Origin of the sequence: Silicimonas algicola (assembly GCF_003148765.1) — a bacterium.
Lineage (GTDB): Bacteria > Pseudomonadota > Alphaproteobacteria > Rhodobacterales > Rhodobacteraceae > Silicimonas > Silicimonas algicola.
In genome coordinates this window covers 106,975-127,091 of the sequence record NZ_QGGV01000013.1, presented here as the reverse complement: position 1 = coordinate 127,091, position 20,117 = coordinate 106,975, and the positions used below count along the sequence as shown (strand labels likewise).

21 protein-coding genes and 4 pseudogenes are annotated in these 20,117 nt (G+C 58.5%); 11 read left to right on the top strand and 14 right to left on the bottom strand.

Annotation, left to right across the window (positions count from 1 at the left end; translation table 11 throughout):
- Both C8D95_RS20480 and C8D95_RS22175 read right to left on the bottom strand, forming a co-directional pair.
- A partial coding sequence (locus C8D95_RS20480) for a tripartite tricarboxylate transporter permease (RefSeq protein ID WP_211312666.1) occupies window positions 1-203 on the bottom strand: 203 nt, incomplete at its 3' end.
- A gap of 72 nt (window positions 204-275) precedes the next feature.
- Window positions 276-425: a hypothetical protein gene (locus C8D95_RS22175; RefSeq protein ID WP_164721712.1), complete on the bottom strand. Its 150-nt coding sequence runs from the start codon at window positions 423-425 to the stop codon at window positions 276-278.
- Window positions 426-607: 182 nt separating this feature from the next.
- Between C8D95_RS22175 and C8D95_RS22645 the strand changes: the two are divergent.
- Window positions 608-733: pseudogene (locus tag C8D95_RS22645) on the top strand (IS6 family transposase); the annotation flags it as partial.
- Here C8D95_RS22645 and C8D95_RS20470 read toward each other — a convergent pair.
- Window positions 729-1,802: pseudogene (locus C8D95_RS20470) on the bottom strand (IS3 family transposase); the annotation flags it as partial. The pseudogenes C8D95_RS22645 and C8D95_RS20470 sit on opposite strands and share 5 nt — an antisense overlap.
- 406 nt (window positions 1,803-2,208) lie before the next feature.
- Between C8D95_RS20470 and C8D95_RS20465 the strand changes: the two are divergent.
- From C8D95_RS20465 to C8D95_RS20455, 3 genes are all read left to right on the top strand, one after another.
- Entirely contained in the window at window positions 2,209-3,357 is a 1,149-nt protein-coding gene (locus C8D95_RS20465; protein WP_249033337.1) for a Bug family tripartite tricarboxylate transporter substrate binding protein, read from the top strand.
- Window positions 3,358-3,443: 86 nt separating this feature from the next.
- Window positions 3,444-3,899, top strand: a complete 456-nt coding sequence (locus C8D95_RS20460) for a tripartite tricarboxylate transporter TctB family protein (RefSeq protein WP_109761059.1) — start codon at window positions 3,444-3,446, stop codon at window positions 3,897-3,899.
- Window positions 3,899-5,413, top strand: a complete 1,515-nt coding sequence (locus C8D95_RS20455) for a tripartite tricarboxylate transporter permease (RefSeq protein WP_109761058.1) — start codon at window positions 3,899-3,901, stop codon at window positions 5,411-5,413. Before C8D95_RS20460 ends, C8D95_RS20455 begins: the two co-directional genes overlap by 1 nt.
- 81 nt (window positions 5,414-5,494) lie before the next feature.
- Here C8D95_RS20455 and C8D95_RS20450 read toward each other — a convergent pair whose 3' ends face one another.
- Window positions 5,495-6,292, bottom strand: coding sequence for an enoyl-CoA hydratase/isomerase family protein (locus C8D95_RS20450; RefSeq protein ID WP_109761057.1), 798 nt, complete (start codon window positions 6,290-6,292; stop codon window positions 5,495-5,497).
- 328 nt (window positions 6,293-6,620) lie between these two features.
- Between C8D95_RS20450 and C8D95_RS20445 the strand changes: the two genes are divergently transcribed.
- On the top strand, window positions 6,621-7,568 hold the full coding sequence (locus tag C8D95_RS20445) for a hydroxymethylglutaryl-CoA lyase (protein ID WP_109761056.1): 948 nt from the start codon (window positions 6,621-6,623) through the stop codon (window positions 7,566-7,568).
- Here the strand turns inward: C8D95_RS20445 and C8D95_RS20440 are convergent.
- Genes C8D95_RS20440 through C8D95_RS20425 form a run of 4 tightly spaced genes read right to left on the bottom strand, consistent with a single transcriptional unit; the run spans window position 7,565 to window position 9,511 of the window.
- Entirely contained in the window at window positions 7,565-8,008 is a 444-nt protein-coding gene (locus C8D95_RS20440; RefSeq protein ID WP_109761055.1) for a PaaI family thioesterase, read from the bottom strand. The two genes, C8D95_RS20445 and C8D95_RS20440, sit on opposite strands and share 4 nt — an antisense overlap.
- Before the next feature lie 36 nt (window positions 8,009-8,044).
- Window positions 8,045-8,455 (bottom strand): PaaI family thioesterase, encoded by a 411-nt coding sequence (locus C8D95_RS20435; protein WP_109761054.1) that lies wholly within the window; start codon window positions 8,453-8,455, stop codon window positions 8,045-8,047.
- 11 nt (window positions 8,456-8,466) lie between these two features.
- Entirely contained in the window at window positions 8,467-9,291 is an 825-nt protein-coding gene (locus C8D95_RS20430) for an oxidoreductase (protein WP_109761053.1), read from the bottom strand.
- A gap of 13 nt (window positions 9,292-9,304) precedes the next feature.
- On the bottom strand, window positions 9,305-9,511 hold the full coding sequence (locus C8D95_RS20425; RefSeq protein ID WP_109761052.1) for a hypothetical protein: 207 nt from the start codon (window positions 9,509-9,511) through the stop codon (window positions 9,305-9,307).
- Here C8D95_RS20425 and C8D95_RS20420 point away from each other — a divergent pair.
- Window positions 9,510-10,202 (top strand): metal-dependent hydrolase, encoded by a 693-nt coding sequence (locus tag C8D95_RS20420; RefSeq protein WP_109761051.1) that lies wholly within the window; start codon window positions 9,510-9,512, stop codon window positions 10,200-10,202. The two genes, C8D95_RS20425 and C8D95_RS20420, sit on opposite strands and share 2 nt — an antisense overlap.
- Window positions 10,203-10,233: 31 nt before the next feature.
- On the opposite strand, the gene C8D95_RS20415 is transcribed toward C8D95_RS20420, so the two are convergent.
- The 4 genes from C8D95_RS20415 to C8D95_RS20400 are packed head-to-tail and all read right to left on the bottom strand — an operon-like array spanning window position 10,234 to window position 13,782.
- On the bottom strand, window positions 10,234-11,403 hold the full coding sequence (locus C8D95_RS20415) for a CaiB/BaiF CoA transferase family protein (RefSeq protein ID WP_109761050.1): 1,170 nt from the start codon (window positions 11,401-11,403) through the stop codon (window positions 10,234-10,236).
- Window positions 11,404-11,412: 9 nt separating this feature from the next.
- Window positions 11,413-12,699: a CaiB/BaiF CoA transferase family protein gene (locus tag C8D95_RS20410; protein WP_109761049.1), complete on the bottom strand. Its 1,287-nt coding sequence runs from the start codon at window positions 12,697-12,699 to the stop codon at window positions 11,413-11,415.
- A 48-nt stretch (window positions 12,700-12,747) separates the two neighbouring features.
- On the bottom strand, window positions 12,748-13,227 hold the full coding sequence (locus tag C8D95_RS20405; RefSeq protein WP_109761048.1) for a hotdog family protein: 480 nt from the start codon (window positions 13,225-13,227) through the stop codon (window positions 12,748-12,750).
- A 9-nt stretch (window positions 13,228-13,236) separates the two neighbouring features.
- On the bottom strand, window positions 13,237-13,782 hold the full coding sequence (locus tag C8D95_RS20400; protein WP_109761047.1) for an FAS1-like dehydratase domain-containing protein: 546 nt from the start codon (window positions 13,780-13,782) through the stop codon (window positions 13,237-13,239).
- A gap of 300 nt (window positions 13,783-14,082) precedes the next feature.
- Here C8D95_RS20400 and C8D95_RS20395 point away from each other — a divergent pair, with 300 nt between their 5' ends.
- The 5 genes and pseudogenes from C8D95_RS20395 (at window position 14,083) to C8D95_RS22630 (ending at window position 17,308) form a co-directional block, all read left to right on the top strand.
- The gene (locus C8D95_RS20395) at window positions 14,083-15,000 is read left to right on the top strand and encodes a LysR family transcriptional regulator (RefSeq protein WP_109761046.1); all 918 of its coding nucleotides are present in this window, start codon (window positions 14,083-14,085) and stop codon (window positions 14,998-15,000) included.
- A gap of 250 nt (window positions 15,001-15,250) precedes the next feature.
- A pseudogene (locus C8D95_RS22640) lies at window positions 15,251-15,409 on the top strand (IS6 family transposase); the annotation flags it as partial.
- Window positions 15,410-15,473: 64 nt separating this feature from the next.
- A complete protein-coding gene (locus C8D95_RS20385) occupies window positions 15,474-16,178 on the top strand; it encodes an IS6 family transposase (protein WP_109761045.1) in 705 nt (234 codons plus the stop codon).
- Window positions 16,179-16,747: 569 nt separating this feature from the next.
- A pseudogene (locus C8D95_RS22865) lies at window positions 16,748-16,945 on the top strand (hypothetical protein); the annotation flags it as partial.
- A 21-nt stretch (window positions 16,946-16,966) separates the two neighbouring features.
- Window positions 16,967-17,308, top strand: a complete 342-nt coding sequence (locus tag C8D95_RS22630) for a hypothetical protein (RefSeq protein WP_241239686.1) — start codon at window positions 16,967-16,969, stop codon at window positions 17,306-17,308.
- Window positions 17,309-17,734: 426 nt separating this feature from the next.
- On the opposite strand, the gene C8D95_RS20375 is transcribed toward C8D95_RS22630, so the two are convergent.
- Both C8D95_RS20375 and C8D95_RS20365 read right to left on the bottom strand, forming a co-directional pair.
- The gene (locus tag C8D95_RS20375; protein ID WP_109761044.1) at window positions 17,735-18,760 is read right to left on the bottom strand and encodes an IS110 family RNA-guided transposase; all 1,026 of its coding nucleotides are present in this window, start codon (window positions 18,758-18,760) and stop codon (window positions 17,735-17,737) included.
- Window positions 18,761-19,325: 565 nt separating this feature from the next.
- Complete coding sequence (locus C8D95_RS20365) at window positions 19,326-20,024, bottom strand: DUF1194 domain-containing protein (RefSeq protein WP_109761043.1); 699 nt, start codon at window positions 20,022-20,024, stop codon at window positions 19,326-19,328.
- Window positions 20,025-20,117: the final 93 nt, after the last annotated feature.

Genomic DNA, 20,117 nt, shown 5'->3' with positions numbered 1-20,117 from the left:
GCGCCGACATACGTGGCGCCGAGGAGGATTATTGCTGTGGTCGGGTCCATCCCGTAGGTGAAAGGCAGAAGGAGAGCCAGCGCGATCGACGGAGAAATCCCTGGCAGCGCGCCCCCGACGATGCCCCAGGCCACGCCAGCCAGCGCCGCGAAGACCGCGGGGGTGGTGGTGAGGATGTCGAAGGCGATGGCAAGTCCGTCCATGTTGGTCTCCGGTGCCTCAAGGGCGATGTCTCGAGGGATGCATCCGGCCGTCCGGCCGGGCTTGCGGTCGCGTCAGCCGATGAGCGAGGGCCAAATCCCCACGGGAAGAGGGATGTCGAGAAACCTGACGAACAGAAGGTAGTAAGCCACCGCCAGCATGGCGCTGACGCCCAGCGTATAAACCCCTGCCCTTGCGCCGATGTAGATACTCGACAGCGACATGATTATCCACACCCCTGGATGATTCTCCGGAGAGAGAGACAGAACCGTAATGTCAGAAGAACTTGCCTTGAGACAGGATCGTGCCGGACTACCCTCGCCCGATGACGCAACGCAGCCCCTTCAAGGGCATCGTCATAAGAACTTGAGTTGAGACGGCGCGGCGTCCCGCCTACCCTGCTGCGATGCCCAAACGATCGGCTTTCAAGTACTTCAAGACGTCACCCGAGATCATCCGCCTGGCCGTGATGCTCTACGTCCGCTTCCCGCTTTCGCTGCGCAACGTCGAGGATCTTCTACACGAACCTGGCGCCAGCTCTCGATGACGATCTGCGCCTCGGCCAGGCTGTAGAAGATCTCGCCGTTGAGCAGCTCGTCGCGGAGCCTGGCGTTGAAGCTCTCGCAGTAGCCGTTCTCCCAAGGTGACCCCGGCTCGATGTAGGCGGTTCTCGCGCCGACGGCGGCGATCCATTCCCGCACAGCCTTCGCCACGAACTCAGGGCCATTGTCCGACCTGATGGAATCCGGGACACCGCGCAGGATGAACTGGTCAGACAGCACGTCGATCACGTCCGTCGATCGCAGTCGCCGGTCGATCCGGACTGCCAGACACTCCCGGGTGAACTCGTCGATCAGGTTGAGCATGCGGAACTTCCTTCCGTCGTGGGTCCGGCTCTCGACGAAGTCGTAGGACCAGACGTGGTTCGGACGCTCGGGCCGCAGACGGATGCACGACCCGTCATTGAGCCAGAGCCGGCTCTTCTTCGGTTGCTTCTGGGGAACCTTGAGCCCCTCCCGCCGCCATATCCGCTCGACCATTGCCCGGCAGGCGATTTGCAATGCAAATCTGCCGAGAGGGGCGCTTCACGTTCACCGCCCAGCCGGCCTCCTGAAGGAGTGCCGTGATGCGCCGGTAGCCGTAGCGTCCGTACTGGGAAGCGAGCGCGATGATGTCCGCGGTCAGCGCGTCTTCATCGACCCTTCCGCGCGGCACCTTCCGCTGGGTCGAGCGATGCTGCCCGAGCACGCGACAGGCGAACCGCTCCGAGACGCGGAACTTCTGCCGGACGTGGTCGATGCAGGCACGACGGCGGGCGGGGCTCAGAAGTTTCCCGAGGCGGCCTCGCGCAAGATCAGCTTCTCCAGAGTCAGATCGGAGACCGCCTTCCGGAGCCGCTCGTTCTCCTTCTCCAACTCCTTCAGCCGCTTCACCTGATCGGTCTTGAGGCCGCCGAACTCCTGTCGCCACCGGTAGTAGGTGAACTGTGTCACGCCAATCGACCGCACCGCCTCGGCCACCGACCGGCCCTGCGATACCAACACGTCGACCTGCCGCAGCTTCGCGACGATCTCTTCGGGCTTATGCTTCTTCTGGGGCATTCCTTTGTCCTCCATCTGGCTCCAAAGCCTACTTCAGGGAGGACCACTTTTCAGGGGGCAGGCCAGCCGTCCACCAATCTTTGGCCGACCAGAGGCTCATTTGTCGACAGAAGGTTGAAGGTCTTCTCCTGTGGCCTCCTGCGTTGCGGGGCGCCTTCGCACTGGAAGCCCTATGGAAGCGGGGTCAGCCGACGTCTCTCGCGCCTAAGTGCGGGTGCGGGTATAATGATCTAGTATCCCGGCATAAGGAATCTGTATTTCACGTGTCGACAGATGCGAATAAGCTTCTGACATGCACAGCGGTGTAGTGACGGTGCGGCTTTGAAAGAAATTGCATCAGTGGAGGCCCCAGTTCCATTGCAAGGTCAGCATTGCCTGTTCGCCGGCCACTTTTGCGCGTTGTCTGATGCTGGTTGTTAACGTCAACCAGTGCCGCTTCATGGCGCTCCGATCGCTCCGCTCCTGGCGACCGGAGAACGGCGTCCAACGCCACCGGCAACTCGACACGACGCAGGGAGCAGCGAGCAACGGGCCGGTTTCGCCGGCAGGGAAGAGCAACCTAGGGAGGAACTTACCAATGTGGTTCAACAGGACACTTTTTGCAGCAGTTGGCCTTACAGCGACGCTGTCAATGCAACTGGCGCTTGCGCAGCCCTCGGGCGTCGAATGTATCGCACCGTCCGATCCTGGCGGCGGATGGGATTTCACTTGCCGCTCCGTCGGAAGACTCCTTGAGGAACAAGACCGTGTTGACGGCTCGGTCAAGGTTACGAATATGTCGGGCGGCGATGGCGGGGTTGGCATGTCCTATGTCGTCAGCAAGCGCAACGAAGATCCCAATCTCCTCGTGGCGGCCAGCACCGCGACGATTTCGAATCTCGCGCAGGATCGTTATACTGGGCTAGATCACGAGGCCGTGCGGTGGGTCGCCTCTCTCGGGGCGGACTTCGGCGCGATCGTTGTTAGGGAGGATTCTCCCTACGAGAACCTTAACCAGCTGCTCGACGATGTCATGGAAGACCCGTCACAGGTATCGTTCGGTGGCGGAAGTGTCGCCGGGACGTGGGACGACCTCAAGGTTCGACTATTGGCTAAAGCTGCCGGAATGGAGGACATCGCCGATATCAATTACGTCGCTTTCAATAGCGGAGGTCCGGCGCAAACACAGCTTCTTGGAGGACACATCGACGCGTATACTGGCGACTTCAGCGAGATAGCAGGTCAGCTTGAAGCCGGAAATGTACGGGTTCTTGCCATTCTGGCGCCGGAGCGTCTGGCAGCTGCTCCCGATGTCCCGACTGCCATTGAGCAAGGCTACGATGTCATCGGGGCGAACTGGCGGGGCTTCTACGCGCCCGGCAACATATCGGATGAAGAGTACCAGGAATGGGTCAGCATTCTGGGGGAGCTCTACCAGTCCGAGGGCTGGCAGGAAGCCATGGAGGCCAATGGTCTCGGTCCCTTCTGGCAAGGTGGTGAAGAATTCGGGGAGTTTGTCGATCAGAATATCGAGCAACTGGTCGAAACTTCACGCGAAGTAGGCGTTCTCGAATAGAATGTCTGAACATGCGGGCCCGGTTGAGTTCCGGGCCCGCATGATTTCGTCAGTGGTCGACGTATTCCATCGACTAGGAGCTTCGAATGACCAACCGATTGACCGGGCTTATCGGACTCGTCTTCGCTATAACCTACGGCTTCACGGGCGCAGGTATTTCATCGAGACTAAAGGCGGATCCCCTCGGTCCTGACGCGTTTCCAGTTCTGCTTGCCGTGGTATTGGGGCTGTTCTGTTTGGCGCTCGTAATATGGCCCGGCTCCGACGCGTCGGAGCAACTTCCGGTCTCGAGATCGGCCACGATTCGGGCCATCATCGCTGTTCTAGTCATGGTGATCTATGGCATCGTCCTAGAGTATCTGGGCTTCATCATCTCATCCACACTGCTCGTTGCGGTGCTCGTCGTGCTCAAGCGCGGGACGCTCCTCCAGGCTGGTACTACTGGCGTCGCATCCAGCGTCGTGCTCTACCTCTTGTTTGACCGGATCTTTGGGCTCCCCTTGCCGACTGGTGCGGTCATCGAGCGGCTGAGTCAAAGCTAATGGATACTCTTTTTCAGCTCTATGGCGGCTTCCTGATCGCTTTGGAGCCTCAAAACCTCGCTCTCGCGCTGCTCGGAGCCTTCCTCGGGACGCTCTTTGGCGCCTTACCTGGACTGGGTCCCGCAAACGGCGTCGCAATCCTGATTCCACTTGCTTTCGCGATGGACTTGCAGGCCAGTTCCGCCCTGATATTCCTCGTGAACATCTACTACGGCGCGATGTTCGGCGGTAGGATATCAAGCATTCTTCTGAACATCCCGGGCGACGAGCCGGCGATGATGACGGTACTTGACGGCTATCCGATGGCCAAGGCTGGGCGTGCCGGTGAGGCGCTTGCGATCACCGCAATCGCGTCTTTTGTCGGCGCTACGGTGGCGACGATCGGTCTCACTCTGCTTGCGCCGGCATTGGTCCAATTTGCGCTGCTTTTCGGCTCGGCAGAGTATTTCTTGCTATATGTCCTCGCATTCGCGCTTCTGGGGGGATTGGCTACGGGTCACGTCGTGAAGACATGGATCGCCACGCTCATCGGTCTCGTTATCTCAACCGTAGGTTTAGACCTGCATACGGGCGTGCCAAGATTCACCTTCAATGAAATGAAGCTGTTTGAGGGGGTGGATCCCATTGTTGCAATTATTGGGTTCTTTGCCATCAGCGAGGTGCTTTGGCTCCTCAGATCACAAGGAACGGGTAGCACGTTCAAAGCGAAAGTTGGGAAGACCGTAGTGGGACTGGCAGTCCTGAGGCGCACTTTCTTTACCATGATACGCAGCTCCTTCATTGGCTTCGTCTGCGGTGTCCTTCCGGGTGCCGGCGCAACACTAGGTAGCTTTGCTGCCTACAGTCTGGAGCGAAAGTGGGTAGACAAAGAAGGCACATTTGGAACAGGAGATCCGAGGGGCGTCGCCGCGCCGGAGGCTGGAAACAACGCTGCTGCAGGGGGGGCGCTCGTTCCAATGTTGGCGCTGGGCATCCCTGGCAGCGGTACGACGGCAGTGCTGCTCGGCGTATTGATTTCTCTTAATGTCACTCCCGGACCACTGCTTTTCACACAACGGCCTGACGTTGCTTGGGGTCTGATAGCCGCACTTTATATGTCGAACGTCGTGCTGCTCGTGCTCAACCTGCCTCTGGTAGGCATTTTTGTCCGGCTCTTGAGCGTCCCGGTACAGCTACTTCTGCCGATCGTAGCCTTGATTTGTTTCGTCGGCGTCTACGCCATCAGCCACAGCGTTTTTGATATCTATATGATGATCGCGATGGGGACTTTCGCATATTTCCTGCGGTTGGTGGATATCCCACTTGTTCCTATTGTTCTAGGCATTCTTCTGGGTGGAGATATGGAAACTAATCTTCGCCGAGCCATCAGTCTGAGTAATGGTGATTGGTCGATTCTTTTTGGCAGCCCAGTGGCTCTCACTCTTTGGGCATTGATCGTATTGATGGCGGTTCTTCCAATGATAATGGAGCGCTTTAAATCCAAGCGAGTTCTACCTGCGGCCAATGAGGACTGAGGATCAGGATTTGTCAGCGCCTTATGGCTCTTCGAAGCGCCCAGGCTGCGAACTCTTGACGTAATGGTCGAACAATTATAGTTACTGATTGAATTTTGGTTCTCGCTTCTCCAGAAACGCATTTATCGCCTCCTTATAGTCTGGACCGGTGACAAGCTGTTCGCTTGCCTGGTGCGCGTCCGTCCGCCCCTGGTCCCAACCAACTTTGTCGATGTTGTTCGCCCCGCGCTTAATTGCAGTGATGGTCGCTGCGCTTTTTCGGGCGATAATTTCCGCCAGCTCGATTGCCTTTGGCAGGACGGCATCCTTCGGAAGGACGTAGTTGACAAAGCCGTGTTCTTTCAGCTCTGCGGCTGAGAACTTTCGCCCGGTCAAGATGATCTCGCGGATGATAGGAACGGGAAGGTTCAGTCGGTTCAAGTATGAACCTGCACCGCCTGTCAGGCCTCTGTCTACCTCCGGCATTGAAAAAAAAGTCTCTTCGGCCGCGATGATGATATCGCAGAAACTCGCTAGAACCATCCCGCCGCCTGGCGCCGGCATCGAAACGGCCGCAATTGTCGGACGGGAGAGATGGTAGAGTCGGTCGGTAACGACTTCGATGAACGCGTGCCGGTCTCGGCGGGCTTCTTCGGAGGTTAGCGTCAGAAATTCGTGTAGGTCACCTCCTCCGATCCATGCGCGCGCGTCGTCCGCGCAGGCGAGAACCATGGCCCTGATCGCGGGCGTCGCTTCGATGAACGAGATTACTTCGTTTAGTTCCGAATAAGTCTCCCTGCTGAATGCGTTTACCGGCGGCCTATCAATCGTGACGATGGCGTATCCACCACGAATGTCTATCCTGAACGATGGGAGTTTGGGGGGGTGCGAGGTATGCATTCTGTCTCCTATCCAAATCAATTCAGGCAAGGCCGAGAACCATCCGATACAGCCGCAAGTAAGGAGCTGCTAACTTCGACTTCACCAAGTAGAGCATAGATATTCCGGGAGACGACGATGTGCAATAACCTAGCTGCCTTGGCATCAGCGTTGGATTATTTTACTACTGATGGCTTGACTCGACATGCTCGGATCATTGACAATCAGAAGTGGTTTCGTTTCCATATTGGAGGGCTGCGCCTGTCTCGGTCTCTTGATACAGGATCTTTTGACGTCGGCGCCTTAGGGAGTTTCGCCAGCCAACCCTTTCCAATGTTTGGAGTGAGCCGTGTCTGACTTGCCAAAGGCTGTCCATATCATGGAGGTCGGACCACGCGATGGGCTCCAGATCGAGGCAAAGATCCTGACGATCGCCGAGCGGAAGGAATTGGTCGAAGCCCTTGCGGAGGCCGGATTGACGGAAATCGAGGTTGGATCGTTTGTGAGTCCAAAGGCTGTCCCGCAGATGGCCGATACCGCGGCCCTTCTTGGAACGCTTCAGCGCCGTCCGGGCGTTGCATATCGCGCACTATGGTTAAACTCGCGAGGGCTCAATCAGGCAATTGCCGCTGGCACCGTGGATATTGAAGGCTGGATTCACCTTGCTGCGAGCGAAGCCTTTGTCAAACGCAACACCAACCGCGACATAGAGGAGACATTTGCGCAGGCAGCCGACTGGATCGACCTCTACAAAGCAATCGGTGTAGCACCAGACTGCGTTAGCATCATGGCTGCCTTTGGATGCAACTTCGAGGGCGAAGTTCCCGTGAAGCGAGTCGTGGAGATGGTCGCCCGTTCCCGCAATCTCTTGGCCGACCATGGCGTCAACCTCAGAAAGTTGGCGCTTGCCGATACGATGGGTTGGGCCAGTCCGCGCCACGTTACTTTTCTAATCGGAACCCTAAGGTCCCGCTGGCCTGAGCTTGAGCTAAAGCTTCATCTCCACGACACCCGCGGGCTAGCAATGGCTAATGCTCTCGCTGCGCTTCAAATGGGATTACGGGAGTTTGACGCCTCAATAGCTGGCTTGGGCGGTTGTCCCTTCGCTGGAAACAAAGGGGCGGCAGGAAACATCTGCACTGAGGACTTCGCCTTTATGTGCCTAGAGACTGGCATTGAGACGAGCGTGGATCTTGATGCGTTGGTGTCCGTCGCTCGCTTGGCAGAGCGTTTGGTGGGACATCCTTCTGCTGGCAAGCTAATCCGTGGTGGAACGCTCAGCGAGTATCGCGGCTAACCGACGTCCGTATGGGATACGGGTACGCCCTCAAGCTTTTCGTTACCTGTCCGATATCGGTGAATGCTAGAGGATTTCGCTGCGAGGATTTCGTCGCCGCCCCGTATCTCAGCATCGGCGAAGTACGTGGTCCGTCCGCCGCCGCTCTTGCGCGCGGTGACGAATAGATCGGGCCCGTCTGCAGGAGCCAAGAAATTGCAAGTGATGGAGAGTGTCATTCCATAGCGAATGTTGCCAGGAACCTTGCAGTAGAGGCCGCAAAGCCCGGCGCCATACTCCAGCAACGCCGTCACTAACCCGCCATGCACGCGACCGGATAAGTTCGTGTGATGCGGCTCAACCTGAAGTGCAAGACGCACATAATCCTCCGACCAGTCATCTATGACGATGCCCAAGTAGTCTGGGAACGGGTTCGCGAAGTCCGGGGCAGCTGACGTCATTTGATCTGGTTCCTCCTTGGGCGCCCCTTTGGCGACTTACGTGTCCAACTTTTTCCAGACACCGTTTGCTATGACGACCACTCTTTCGGCGACGCAGAGTTCGCCTCTGAGAAACATCAAAGCACGAGTGTCTCGCATCATTTCGGCGCGGCCCATGACGACGTCGCCAATCTTGACGGCAGCCAAAAAATGGACATCCAGCTGTATCGTCGCCTGAGGGCGTTGTAGGTTTCGGCTACGAGCGAAGTTGCCGATGAGGCGATCTGCCACCGTCATGAGCATTCCGCCCTGAACGACTCCACGCTTGTTCCGATGCTTTTCCCCCGCCTGAAAGGCAAGGGCAGGACCAAGATCCTCCTCGCGTTCCCAGACCGGGCCAATGAGACCTAGAAATCCTTCTTGGTCGTGCAGCTTCCAGCCGTGCGCAGCAAAGTCGAAGGCGTCCATCCGCCAATCCTCTAGTAGGCCGTGGCTCGACTTGGAGCTTCCCAAGCGTCAATCTCTGAGGCCAGAGCTCTTAACTTGCCTCTAGCCCGCTCTATGGCGATGTCGCCGAGGACTAGGTGCAGGGGGGGCGCATCGCTTCCTGCGATCTTGTATATCAACTCAGCCGCCTTGACGGGATCGCCGGATTGCTTGCCACTGGTTGTTCGCAAGGAGGCCGTGCGTCTACCAGCTGTGTCTGAATAGTCATCGATGGGAGCTTCGGCACGAAGAAGCGAAGTGCCGTTGAAATCCGTGCGGAACGGGCCAGGCTCAACTATCGTCACGAAAACCCCGAGTGGCGCGAGCTCCGCCTGCATGGCCTCAGAGACGCCTTCTAATGCGAATTTCGTCGCGCTGTAGAGACCGGTGCCTGCAGCGGAGAGTAACCCGGATATTGAGCCGATGTTGATGACGTGACCGCGGCGCTGTCGTCGCATGTGCGGCAAGACGGCCCGCAACACTCTCAGCTGACCGAAAAAGTTGACCTCAAAGACTTCCCGCGCCTCCTCATCGCTGACTTCTTCGACGGCTCCATGGAGCCCGTGGCCGGCGTTGTTCACCAGAACATCAATGCTTGGCGACCAGGCGATCGCTTCCGCCGTGCCTCTTCGCACACTTTCACCATCTGTAACGTCGATCTGTACGGCCAATGCCCGGGATGGCTCAGCGTCCGCAACGGCCTGAACAGCCCCTAGCCGCCGGCCGGCGAGAACTACCTTGTCGCCTCGGGAAAGGGCTGTCTGCGCCATTGCTTTGCCGAGACCTCTGGATGCGCCCGTGATTAGCCAATTCTTCATTTCGCGCCTCGCCTCACCAGATAAGCATTTTCAAGTTAGTGTCGACAAGGTTGGCGATGTCAAGGCTCACTGCCGCCACTTCCGCGGCTATAATGATGAAAAACAGTAAAAAGGACCGGTGTTGGCTCTTGCCATTGCGCCAAGGCAGTGCCAAACTGTCGACATTATTTCCAGTTTCCGCACCGCGGATCACATCGCGGAACCCAAGGGGGGACAGCATGAGGATGACGTGGCTTGGCCATTCGGGCTTTCGCATCGAACTGGGCGACCAGGTTCTACTTGTCGATCCCTGGCTCAGCGGCAATCCTTCCTTCCCAGGAGATCGACGACCTGAAGCAATCGCAGGGGCGAGTGCGATACTTATCAGCCACGGTCATTCGGACCATGCCTCTGATGCGCCGGCAGTTGCGAGAGAACTCGGGATACCGATACTTTGTAAGGCTGAGCTCTCAAGCTGGTGGTCGGAGCACGAGCGCCTTAAAACTATTGGCTTTAATAACGGTGGAACAGTGGCGCTCGGTACCGTGAATGTAACAATGGTCGCAGCGTCGCACTCGTCGTCGATTTTGGGGGAAAGCGGTCCCATTTATGTTGGCGCCGAGGCCGGCTTTATGATCGAAAGAGGTGGTCGAACGATTTACTTTTCGGGTGATACCGATGTAATGGCTGATATGGCAATCTTTGAGGAACTTCACCACCCTGAGATCGGCTTGATATGCGCTGGCGGGCACTTCACGATGGACATGAACCGTGCGGCATTTGCCGCGCGAAGATTCTTCAACTTCAAGACTGTGATTCCGTGTCACTACAAGACTTTCCCGCTTCTCGAGCAGTCGACCACGGCGTTGCGGGATGGACTTCCAGGGGTCAACGTGATCGAGCCTAAGGTGTTAGAGCCGATCACGCTCTAACGCATGGCGGCTTGGTGGTCGCCTGCCTCATTCACTGTATCACGCCTTCTTCTACAAGCCTCTCCCGCTCTTCTCTGTCGTAGCCGAGAAGCTCGCCAAACACATAGTCGTTGTCGCCGCCCAGCTCAGGTGATGGCGTGAGGTTGCCGCGCCACATGTCGCGATCCGCCCAAGGAAGAGCGATTGTGCGTTGACCGCCGGGTAGCGAAGTGAAGACAGCACGCTGTTTGAGGTGCTGATCGACAAGAAGGTCATTGATGCTGCGCGATCGGCTGGCTGGAACGCCGACCGACTGCAGCTCCCGCTCGATCTTCCGCGTATCCTGGGTCAGGGTCCATTGCGCGACCGCAGAATTCAGGGAAGCACGGTTTCGCCAGCGACGCGCGGCGTCAGAATTCGCAGCTTCGCCCACAAGATCGACTCTTCCCATCCGACCACAGAGCGCGTGCCATTCGTCATCGCTGCGGACAGAAATGGCGATCCAGGAGTCATCTCCTCTGCAGCGATAGCACCCGGATGGCGCCGAGCCTATCTCAGCATCGCCGCCTGCCGGCATCATCGGCCCGCCAAGTGCTGTACGCAGAAGCGTCTCCGGAAGCAAAGCAACTGTGCTCTCAAGCATTGAGAGATCAATATACGATCCAGTTCCCGTCCTGCGACGATGTTGGAGGGCGCCAAGAATTGCGAACACCTCCCAGAATGCGGTGATGGGGTCGGTCCAGGCCGGGCTTATTCCCATAGCCTCGAGGTAACGATTGGGGGTTCCGACCAGGTTTACTCGGCCGCTATATGACTGAAGGAGCGTTCCGTACGCGAGGTAGTCTGCCTGGGGCCCGGTCCGACCAACTCCGGAGGCAGAGACATAGATCAGCCTCGGGTTTATGATTTTCAAATCATCAAAGGTCAATCCGTATTTCTTGAGAACACGTGACGAAAAGTTCTCCACAACCACATCGCTTTGAGCTACGAGTTGTCGAATTGCGTTCTGTCCCTCTTCGGTGCGGATGTTGATTGTACAGCTCTTCTTATTGTTGTTGATAACCGAGAACCATCCACCTCGGCTGGCAAATTCGGGACGGGTGGTGGACTCTATTTTAATTATTTCTGCGCCTAGCGCTCCAAGCATCTTGGTCGCCATTGGTCCCGCCATCACCCAGCTGAAATCAATAACTCGTAGCCCTTTTAGAACTAGCGGTTCCATAGTCGCCTCCTAAACAAGCTGATATCGCACAAGCGTTTCAATCCAAGTGTCATCTAACTCAAAGCCATCGAAAATTATCTTTTGGTTTCCCTCGCCCAGCGCCGGTGACTGAACTGTTGTCCCCTTCTCGAGGACCCGCCCTTCTCCGTCTCGCATGTGGAATGGCAGCCCGGGAATTGGTACAGTTTGTCCGTTCCCACAATCCAGAGACGAGAAGAATCTTCGGTGCTCTAATTGAGGGTTTGCCAAGAGATCATCTGCACTGCTCAAGGGAAAGCAGGCGACTCTGTTTTCCTGTGCGGCGACAAAAACATCATTCGCCGCTTGTGTGGCAGACCATTCTGCCATCAATTCCTGCAATCTCTCCGCGTTCTTTGTCCGGACAGGTCGACTGCCGCAGAGCTCTGGATCCTTGGCCCAATCCGGGCTCCCCATCACATGGACCCAGTTTGCCCACTGATGGTCCTCTCGCGGGGAAACAAGTATGGCGCCGTCAGCACATGGCAGGTACCAGACAAGACCCCCGACCACCGCGGTTCCGCTGCCCGGTTCGCGCTGCCGATTATATCGTGCATGCTCGCCGTTGGCCTCAGCATACGGTTCTACCAGCATGTAGGCGAAGACATCTTCGGCTGAGAGATCCACGAGAGGGGCGCTATTGGAGCCGCGCGCGGCCTCAATCGCCCAGAGTGCCGAAATCCCTACGACGAGGCCGACGGTCAGAGCGGCTTCCCTATCCGCGCAAGCAACGGGGGGCGTATTCTCTGGATCGGTAACGGGTGCGGCTTGATGAAAGGCGAAGCCGGAGGAGTGCTGAACTATGAATGGCGTTCCCGGTCGCCGTGCGTCGGTTCCCTGCATTCCATATGGCGTAACGGTCAACAGCGCTGGCGAGTCCCCGTCTGCCCCGAGCAACAGGGCTTCTAGCGAGGAAGACGAAGTGTCTCTCGGGGCCCAAAGCACAAGGTCACATTTGTTTGCAATTCGGGAGAGCATGTCGTCGCCACTTGCCCTTGTGCAATCAAGTGTGATGCTTCGTTTACCTGCGTTGAGATACCCAAAAAGTGCTGTGGCTTCACCGGTCCCGGGTTCTCCGACCAAGGGTCCTTCGTGACGCAATGGGTCGCCGCCGCCTGGAGGCTCGACCTTAATAACTTCGGCGCCTAGATCAGAAAGCAGGCGGCCGCCAAATGACAAAGCCATATCGCTGCCGACCTCAAGCACTCTTATTCCGGCCAAGGGCTGCAACTTGGCTGCAGTACTACCGCTACTTGCTGCACTTCGATTTTCAGCCATTTGCGGACCTCAGAGTTGTCAATTGTTGTGCCGCAGTTCATCGCGGCTTCAGGCGGTCGCTCGACCGAGGCAGGCTGCATCGAACGGGTAAGGCACTGCCGGACCATTCTCGCGGCGTATCACGACGCTGGCTTCGCCTGGGGAACCTTCGATCCCATTCTGGTCCTTCATTCCGATCTCGAGGCGCACAACACCGTAGGCTCCGGCTACTTCCGTACCGGTGACGCGACCCCAGGCGGTGAGAGTGTCGCCCGGTATGTTCATTCCGCGGTATTGGAAGCTGATCCGCCAGACCCAGCCGTCCTCGCCGACCCAGTCGCTCAGTAGCTGCATGAGTACGTGCTGCTTCCACGATCCGTTCACCAATACGTCGGGAAGGCCATCGTGCTCTGTGGCATAGCGCCAGTCAAAGTGGATGCGGTGCCAGTTCTCCATCGCCGCCGACCAGCGAACGATATGGCCAACGCTCATCGGCCCTTTTACAACCTCTGGAAGTTCCTGTCCCACGATGACGCTCTCGAACTGCATGCATGCCCCCTAGCGCAAGATCATCGTGTTGACTGAGTGCAGCAGCGGCCGACCCTCAGCCGTCCGGAACTCGTCTTCGATAGCGATGAACACCATACGACCAGAGCGGCCCTCACGCTCGACGAAACTAGCATAATTGCTGCGCATCAGCATCTCTTCGCCATGGTGCACGTGGCTGTAGAGTTCATACTCGTAGCCGCCATTCAGAATGCCCGGGAGCGGTATCGGCACTGGCGGTAGACCGGGGCGGAACGAGCGACTCACGCCGTCGAAGTCTGGATCATCCATTCTTTCAAGAGGGTCGGTGTCCAAGGGGCCGCGGCGGAAAGCGTGAACGGGGAAGCCGATGGGAGCGACGCGCTTCCGGTAACGAGACTGAGCGGCCCAGTCGTCATCAATGTATTTTGCATGCAACTCCATCGTTGCGTGGAAGAAGCGGCGTACCTCGCTTCCCTCGACAGGATGCGGCGCGCGCATCCATTCGGACTTCTGACCAACAAGCACACGAATCTCATCCGTCAGGTAGGCGTCCGTGCTTTCCGATGCCACCGTCATGGCTTCCTTTCCGCCTGCTGCTCTGCCCAAGACAATATTCTGACCAAGACAATATGGCCATCTGTCGACACCGGAAATACAGAATGAGTATGATGCTATAGTGTGCTGGTATGGGCGTAGAGGTGAGCGGATCCGTAGCCCACAGTTTCGGGGCAGTAGTCTGGTGGCAGCGCTTGCAGCTCCTATCGCTCATACTTACTGTCGACAGGAGGGCGGTAGTCACCGCGCCGCATGTCTGGACAATAGCGCTCTTCCGATCTACCAAGTGATACCTTCTGGTCAACGGGGGCGTCGCGAACAATGCTGGAGATCCGGCACCTCCGCTACTTCGCCCGAATCGCCGAGGTGGGAAGTATGTCGCAAGCTGCGCGAACTTTGGGGGTCGCACAGCCAGCTCTGAGCCACAACATAGCTTCCCTGGAAACTATTCTTGGCACAAAGCTGTTTATCCGATCCTCACAGGGAATGACGCTGACTGAGGACGGCAGCCTCCTCTTGGAGCATGCCCATGCCATCCTTTCGTGCGTCGCGATTGCAGAAGACCAGCTGCTCAACCGTGTCTCCGATCTCTCGGGGCCGCCAGTTTCGGTGGGTCTCATCCCGTCTCTCACTGAGGCATTCGCCGTTCCGATGCTCGAGCGGCTCCGGCAGAAGTTCCCCAATTTCAGGCTCCGCCTTCTTGATGGACTTAGTGATCAGATAGAGAGCTGGCTGCTAAACGGCGAACTACAAATTGGGTTCTCGACATTGCCGAAGCACTCTTCCCGCCTCGTCGTCGAGCATCTTTGTGATGAGCATCTTTGTTTAGTCGCTGCGCCCGGCGTGGTGCAAAGTGCGGGATCAACCATTTCGCTCTCGGAGGTTATCGGGATCCCACTGATCCTGAACCCGCAGCCCAACTCCGTCCGCATCTTGTTGGAGACGGCTGCAGCGGACCAGGGGCACGACTTGGAGCCGTGGCTGGAATTCACCTCCTTTCCGGCCATCAAAGAGGCTGTCCGCCGCCGTTTCGGCTGTTCCGTTCTGTCTTGGAGCGCGATCGCCGAAGATGTCGCAGAGGGCCGGCTCGCGGCCTACCAAATTGTCGATCCGCCTTTGAGACGACCACTGCAGTTGCTTTCCGCACGTGACCATGCACTCTCGCATTCTTCACGGATCATGAAGGACGAAATTCTTATTCTCGCCCACGAATTCGTTCGCGAAGGCCGGTTTCGTTAGCGCGGCGGCACCTCGTCGTCGCGCAAATTAGACGCTACCCGCCCCGCGCCGCTCGGCTGCTCCGGCGGCGCCCGCAAAGATGAACGGAGCTAGTGGGCGCTGTCAGAGCAAACCTCCTTGTGGCGACTGGGGCGGCCGCCTAGCCTGCTCGGATGACCCAGCGCTCCCCGTTCCGTTACTTCAATACCTCGCCCGGGTGCTGTCAGAGGAAACCGACTTTAGGCGGGCCGGCGGCCTCTACCCTGCCCCGATGACCAAACCCAGGCCGTTTCGCCACTTCAAGACCAGTCCAGAAATCATTCGCCTGGCGGTAATGGTCTACGTCCGCTTCCCTCTCACATTGCGCAACGTCGAAGACTTGCTGCACGAACGCGGTGTCGACGTCAGCCACGAGACGGTCCGGTACTGGTGGAACCGGTCTTGTCAGAGCAACTCGGCTTGAGACGGAACGACGACCGCCTTACCCTTCTGCGATGCCCAAACGATCCCCATTCAAGTACTTCAAGACGTCGCCCGAGATTATCCGCCTGGCGGTGATGCTGTACGTCCGGTTCCCGCTGTCGCTTCGGAACGTAGAGGACCTGCTGCATGAGCGGGGCATCGAAGTAAGCCACGAGACGATCCGATATTGGTGGCACAGGTTCGGGCCGATGTTCGCTTCAGAAATCCGGAAGCGACGCATCGAGGGCATGCGCTCCAGCCGATGGCGGTGGCATCTGGACGAGATGTTCGTGAAGATCAACGGCGAGACCCACTATCTTTGGCGGGCGGTTGATCACGAGGGCGAGGTTCTGGAGAGCTTGGTTACGAAGAGGCGTGACAAGAAGGCGGCGTTGAGATTCCTCAGGAAAACAATGCGCAAGCATGGACGACCTGAGACCATCGTCACCGATAAGCTGAGATCCTACGGCGCCGCACTGAAGGAGTTTGGCGCTGATGCTCGGCAGGAGACCGGGCGCTGGGTCAACAACAGGGCGGAGAACTCGCACCTGCCTTTTCGACGACGAGAGCGGGCGATGCTTCGGTTCCGGCGTATGCGAAGTCTTCAGAAGTTCGCCGCCGTTCATGCTTCCGTCTTGAACCATTTCAACCAGGAACGCAGCCTCTCCAGTCGAAACCTCTTCAAACTGAACCGCACCGCCGCTCTCGCCGAGTGGCGTGGCCTTTGCGTGGCATAAGGGGCAGTGTCACTGTCCCAGCGGAGACTGGTTCGCATTTGTCTGACAGCACCATCGGGATGGCTTAGCTGAAACCGAAAAGGCCATTGAGCGTGCTGATGGGCGGGCGGCTGCGTTTCAGCTCGATGTAGCCGACGCTTCTCAGGTGGAAGCAATGGTAGCTTTCACTTAGCAAACCTTCGGCGCCCTGCACATGGCAGTGAACAATGCCGGCATAGGTGGGCCAAGAGCTGACGCTGGTACTCCGGGTCCGGAAGAGTTCCGTGCAGCTTGGGATGACCGGCTGCTTGTTGCCCCGTAAATTCTGCCGCGGCAATTCGGTTGGTCTCGGTCGTCGATGGTCTGGCTTTGCCACAAAGACATGGCAGGCCGGGCGACCCCGGAAACCAAGCGCTTAAAGGTCGACCGGCACGGACTGCACCGCCATTTGGCGATCTTGACTCCCAGTGGCATCGAGCGCTTCTTCGAGGACAGATCAGCCGAGCACTTCCGAATACCCGACGACATCCCGCAATCACGCTGTGCTCGGTGCTCCTACCTTGCCCGTCACCGGTCCTCGCCTGGACTAAATCATTGGTCTCGCAACCCATCGTCTACCACATTCCCGTCTGCCCGTTCTCTCAACGGCTCGAAATCCTCCTCGCTCTCCGCGGACAGGTGGAGCCGTCACGTTTCGGGTCGTCGATATAACCCAACCCCGCGATCCGGAGCTTCTGGCCAAGACCCGGGGCGCGACTGCCCTTCCCATCCTTGAATCCGCCGATGGAAAGATCCTTAAAGAGAGCCTCGTGATCCTGCGCTTTCTAGACGAGACGCTGGACGGACCGAGACTGCGTCGAGCTGATCCGACCGAACATGCGACAGAGTCTATGCTGATCGCGAAGGAAAATGCCTTTACCACGGCTGGTTATATCTTCGTGATGAACCAGAACCGGGATCGAAGAAGCGAGTTCAACGTTAAACTTCTGTCGCTTTATCAGGAGATCAACGTTTCCTGGTTGAACAGAACCCGGGAGGGATTTGGCTTTTTGAGGATTTTGGCCTCGCCGAAACGCGCTGCTGGCCGAGGCGCTGGAGCGGCATGGGCGCGATTTTGGCAACAAAGCGCCTTGTCCGAACAAGCACCTTGAAGGGCCCGGATCGAGGGCTAGGCTCTTAAACGGGACGAGAACACGCTCCTGTCCCCTCGGGCGGTGCCTCGCGTCATAAATTATTATCAGGGCGCCGCCCGGTTTAAGTTTTCAATAGCACCACATGCCTGACCGCCGCGGCCGCAAGGGTCTTGTCATTTGTGGACGGCTCCGGTTTTGCAAGGGTTTTCTCGAGCGACTTGAATCGAAGCAGGTAGCGGTCATTTGTCCGGCCTGTGTGCGCGGCGTGTCTGACCGCTGGCCCTGATGAAGTCCGCTTGCCGGGTCCCAATCAGATTAACGAGCGTTGACGCCCAGACAAGACCTCGGAGTGCCCCGGCAGCGGCCACGCTTGATCATCATCACTCACGTCTGCCCTTGCATCTCGTCGCGGTGCCTTTGGAGCGCCGCCATGTCCTCCGTCGTTCAGATGGCCGCTGCGACCCTGTAGGTCTCTCCCTTCGCAAGAAGTGCCCACGCTGTGCGCGCGGTCTTGTTGGCAATGGCCACGGTCACGAGCCGCGTTGGCTTGCGCTCAAGGAGTGATCTGACCCAGGCCCCGGTCCGGGTATCGGTGGTTGGCGCGCGCCGTGTCACCGAGGTGGCGCCGACCACAAGCAATCGGCGCAGATAGCCGTTCCCCATCTTCGAGACCCGTCCCAGCCGATCCTTGCCGCCTGAGGAGTTCTGTCGTGGCACGAGACCGAGCCAGGCCGCGAACTGCTGGCCCGATTTGAAGACGGTCGGATCCGGCACACTGGCTGCGAGGGCCGTGGCGGTAATGAGGCCTACGCCCGGGATCGTTTCCAGTCGCTGGCTTGCCTGGTTCTGCCGGTGCCACGCCATGAGCTGGCGTTCGATTTTGCGGATCTCTTCAGTCAAGGTCTCAAGCTGGGCGGCCAGCGATAGAAGCGCCGACCGAGCGAGAGCTGGCAAGTCCAGCCCGTCGTCCGGGTCGCTCAGGCGCCGGACGAGGTCGACAACACTCCGTGGCCCCTGCGCGGTGATCGTCCCGAACTCCGCCAGATGTGCTCGGATGGCGTTGAGGATCATCGTGCGCTGTCGCATCAGCAGGTCGCGCGACCGGTGCAGGACGAGGACCGCCTGCTGATCTTCGGTCTTCACGGGGACAAAGCGCATGTTCGGCCGGGTCACCGCCTCGCAGATCGCCTCGGCATCGGCCGCATCATTCTTCTGACGCTTCACGTAGGGCTTCACATACGAGGGTGGGATCAGCCGTACGTCATGACCGAGTGCTGCAATCTCCCGCGCCCAGAAGTGCGAAGTCGGGCACGCCTCAATGCCGATCAGGCAAGGCTCAAGCCTGCCGAGGACATCGAGCAGAGCAGCTCTTCGCACCTTCCTCTGCAAAACAACAGCGCCATCCTTATCAACGCCATGAAGCTGAAAGACGGACTTGGCCAGATCGATCCCGAGTGTTGTAATCTCCATGTGGTCGGCTCCTTCCTTTGTTGGCTGTCACACTGCAGCAACATGGCACAATGCGATGCCGTCGGGGTGGAGCCGTCCACACCATCAGAATAGACCGGTCCTATAAGTTTGAATGCGGGAATTTCAGTGCTGGTCGCCTTCACATGCTTGATGATGGTCAAGCAAATAGGGGTAATTTGATCCGGCACCAGAGCTGGTGGGCGGGAAAGGACGGACACCAGCTTTTGTTCTGACAGTACCGGTTTCTGATATTCAACACCTGCCATTGGCCACCGCGCCTAGTGAGCGTCCCCCGGTCGTTCAGCTCCGACGCGGTCTCGCGAAGGGTCGTTGCGCCATGAGCGCGGATGTTTTCCAACACCGGTCGCAGGCCCTCCGCGAACTCGGCCGCGTTACTCTGGACTGTCGCCCGCAGCGCCACACCGCCTTTCCCAGACCGCCTGAGCGCCGCCGCTCAATTGGGGTTGCCGAGCTTCACCCGCGGGCCTTCGCCGCCGCCAGTGCCTCCTTCGTGCGCCGTGAGATCGCCTCACGCTCGGCTGCGCGACCAGCGCCCTGATCCCTCTTACTTCGACTCAGCCAACTGCGGTGCGAGAACTTCGCGCAGGAGCTTTTCGCGGATCGCCTCTGCGTAGTCGTCGAAGCTCTCCGTCGCCATTGCAAACGCACCCGGGCCGCGGATGACTTGGGACCGGAACCATTCCCAAAGCACCGGCCGCCGCTTCCCGCCGACCACCAGAGCGTTGACAGTGACGGCGTCAGGCGGGAGCCTCGAGTAGAAGTCGTGCGGGCTTTGTCCCTCATTGCTGTAACCATCGCTCGAGATGTCAATCACCTCGCGCAGGCAGGCGGGCCCTAGCTTAAGGCGGGCATAGGCGAAGCTGAGCGCCGGGCCGGTTCCGGTGCGTTGGCTGCGTCCGCCGCGGGCATGGTCGGTGAGGCGGGCCGCGAAAGCCTCGATGTCGCGTCCGGTGAGAACGAGCATCCAATCCGCGAGATTGGCCTGATAGCCAGGTCCGCTCCATTCAAAGGCGGTGAGCGCGACCGGCGCGCCCTGCGAAAGCAAAACGTCCTGAACTGCCGGGTCCCTGAGCGCAGCGGCGAGGCCCAAGAGCTGCAGGCTGTGCTCCGTCGAATCCATGCTCTTGGAGACATCGAGCGCGAAGACAACCGCCAGGCTGCACTCGTCGGCCGGCGCTTGGGAGGGCATGCAGCCCAAGACCACTGCGGTAGCGAAGGCGAGGATGACGCGCGGGAGGTTCATTGTTCTGCCCCTGCATGGCCTGAAGGACAGTGCGGATTGTACGACAGCGGGGACTACTGGCAAACGGATATTGACGGGCCGGCACCTCGTCCT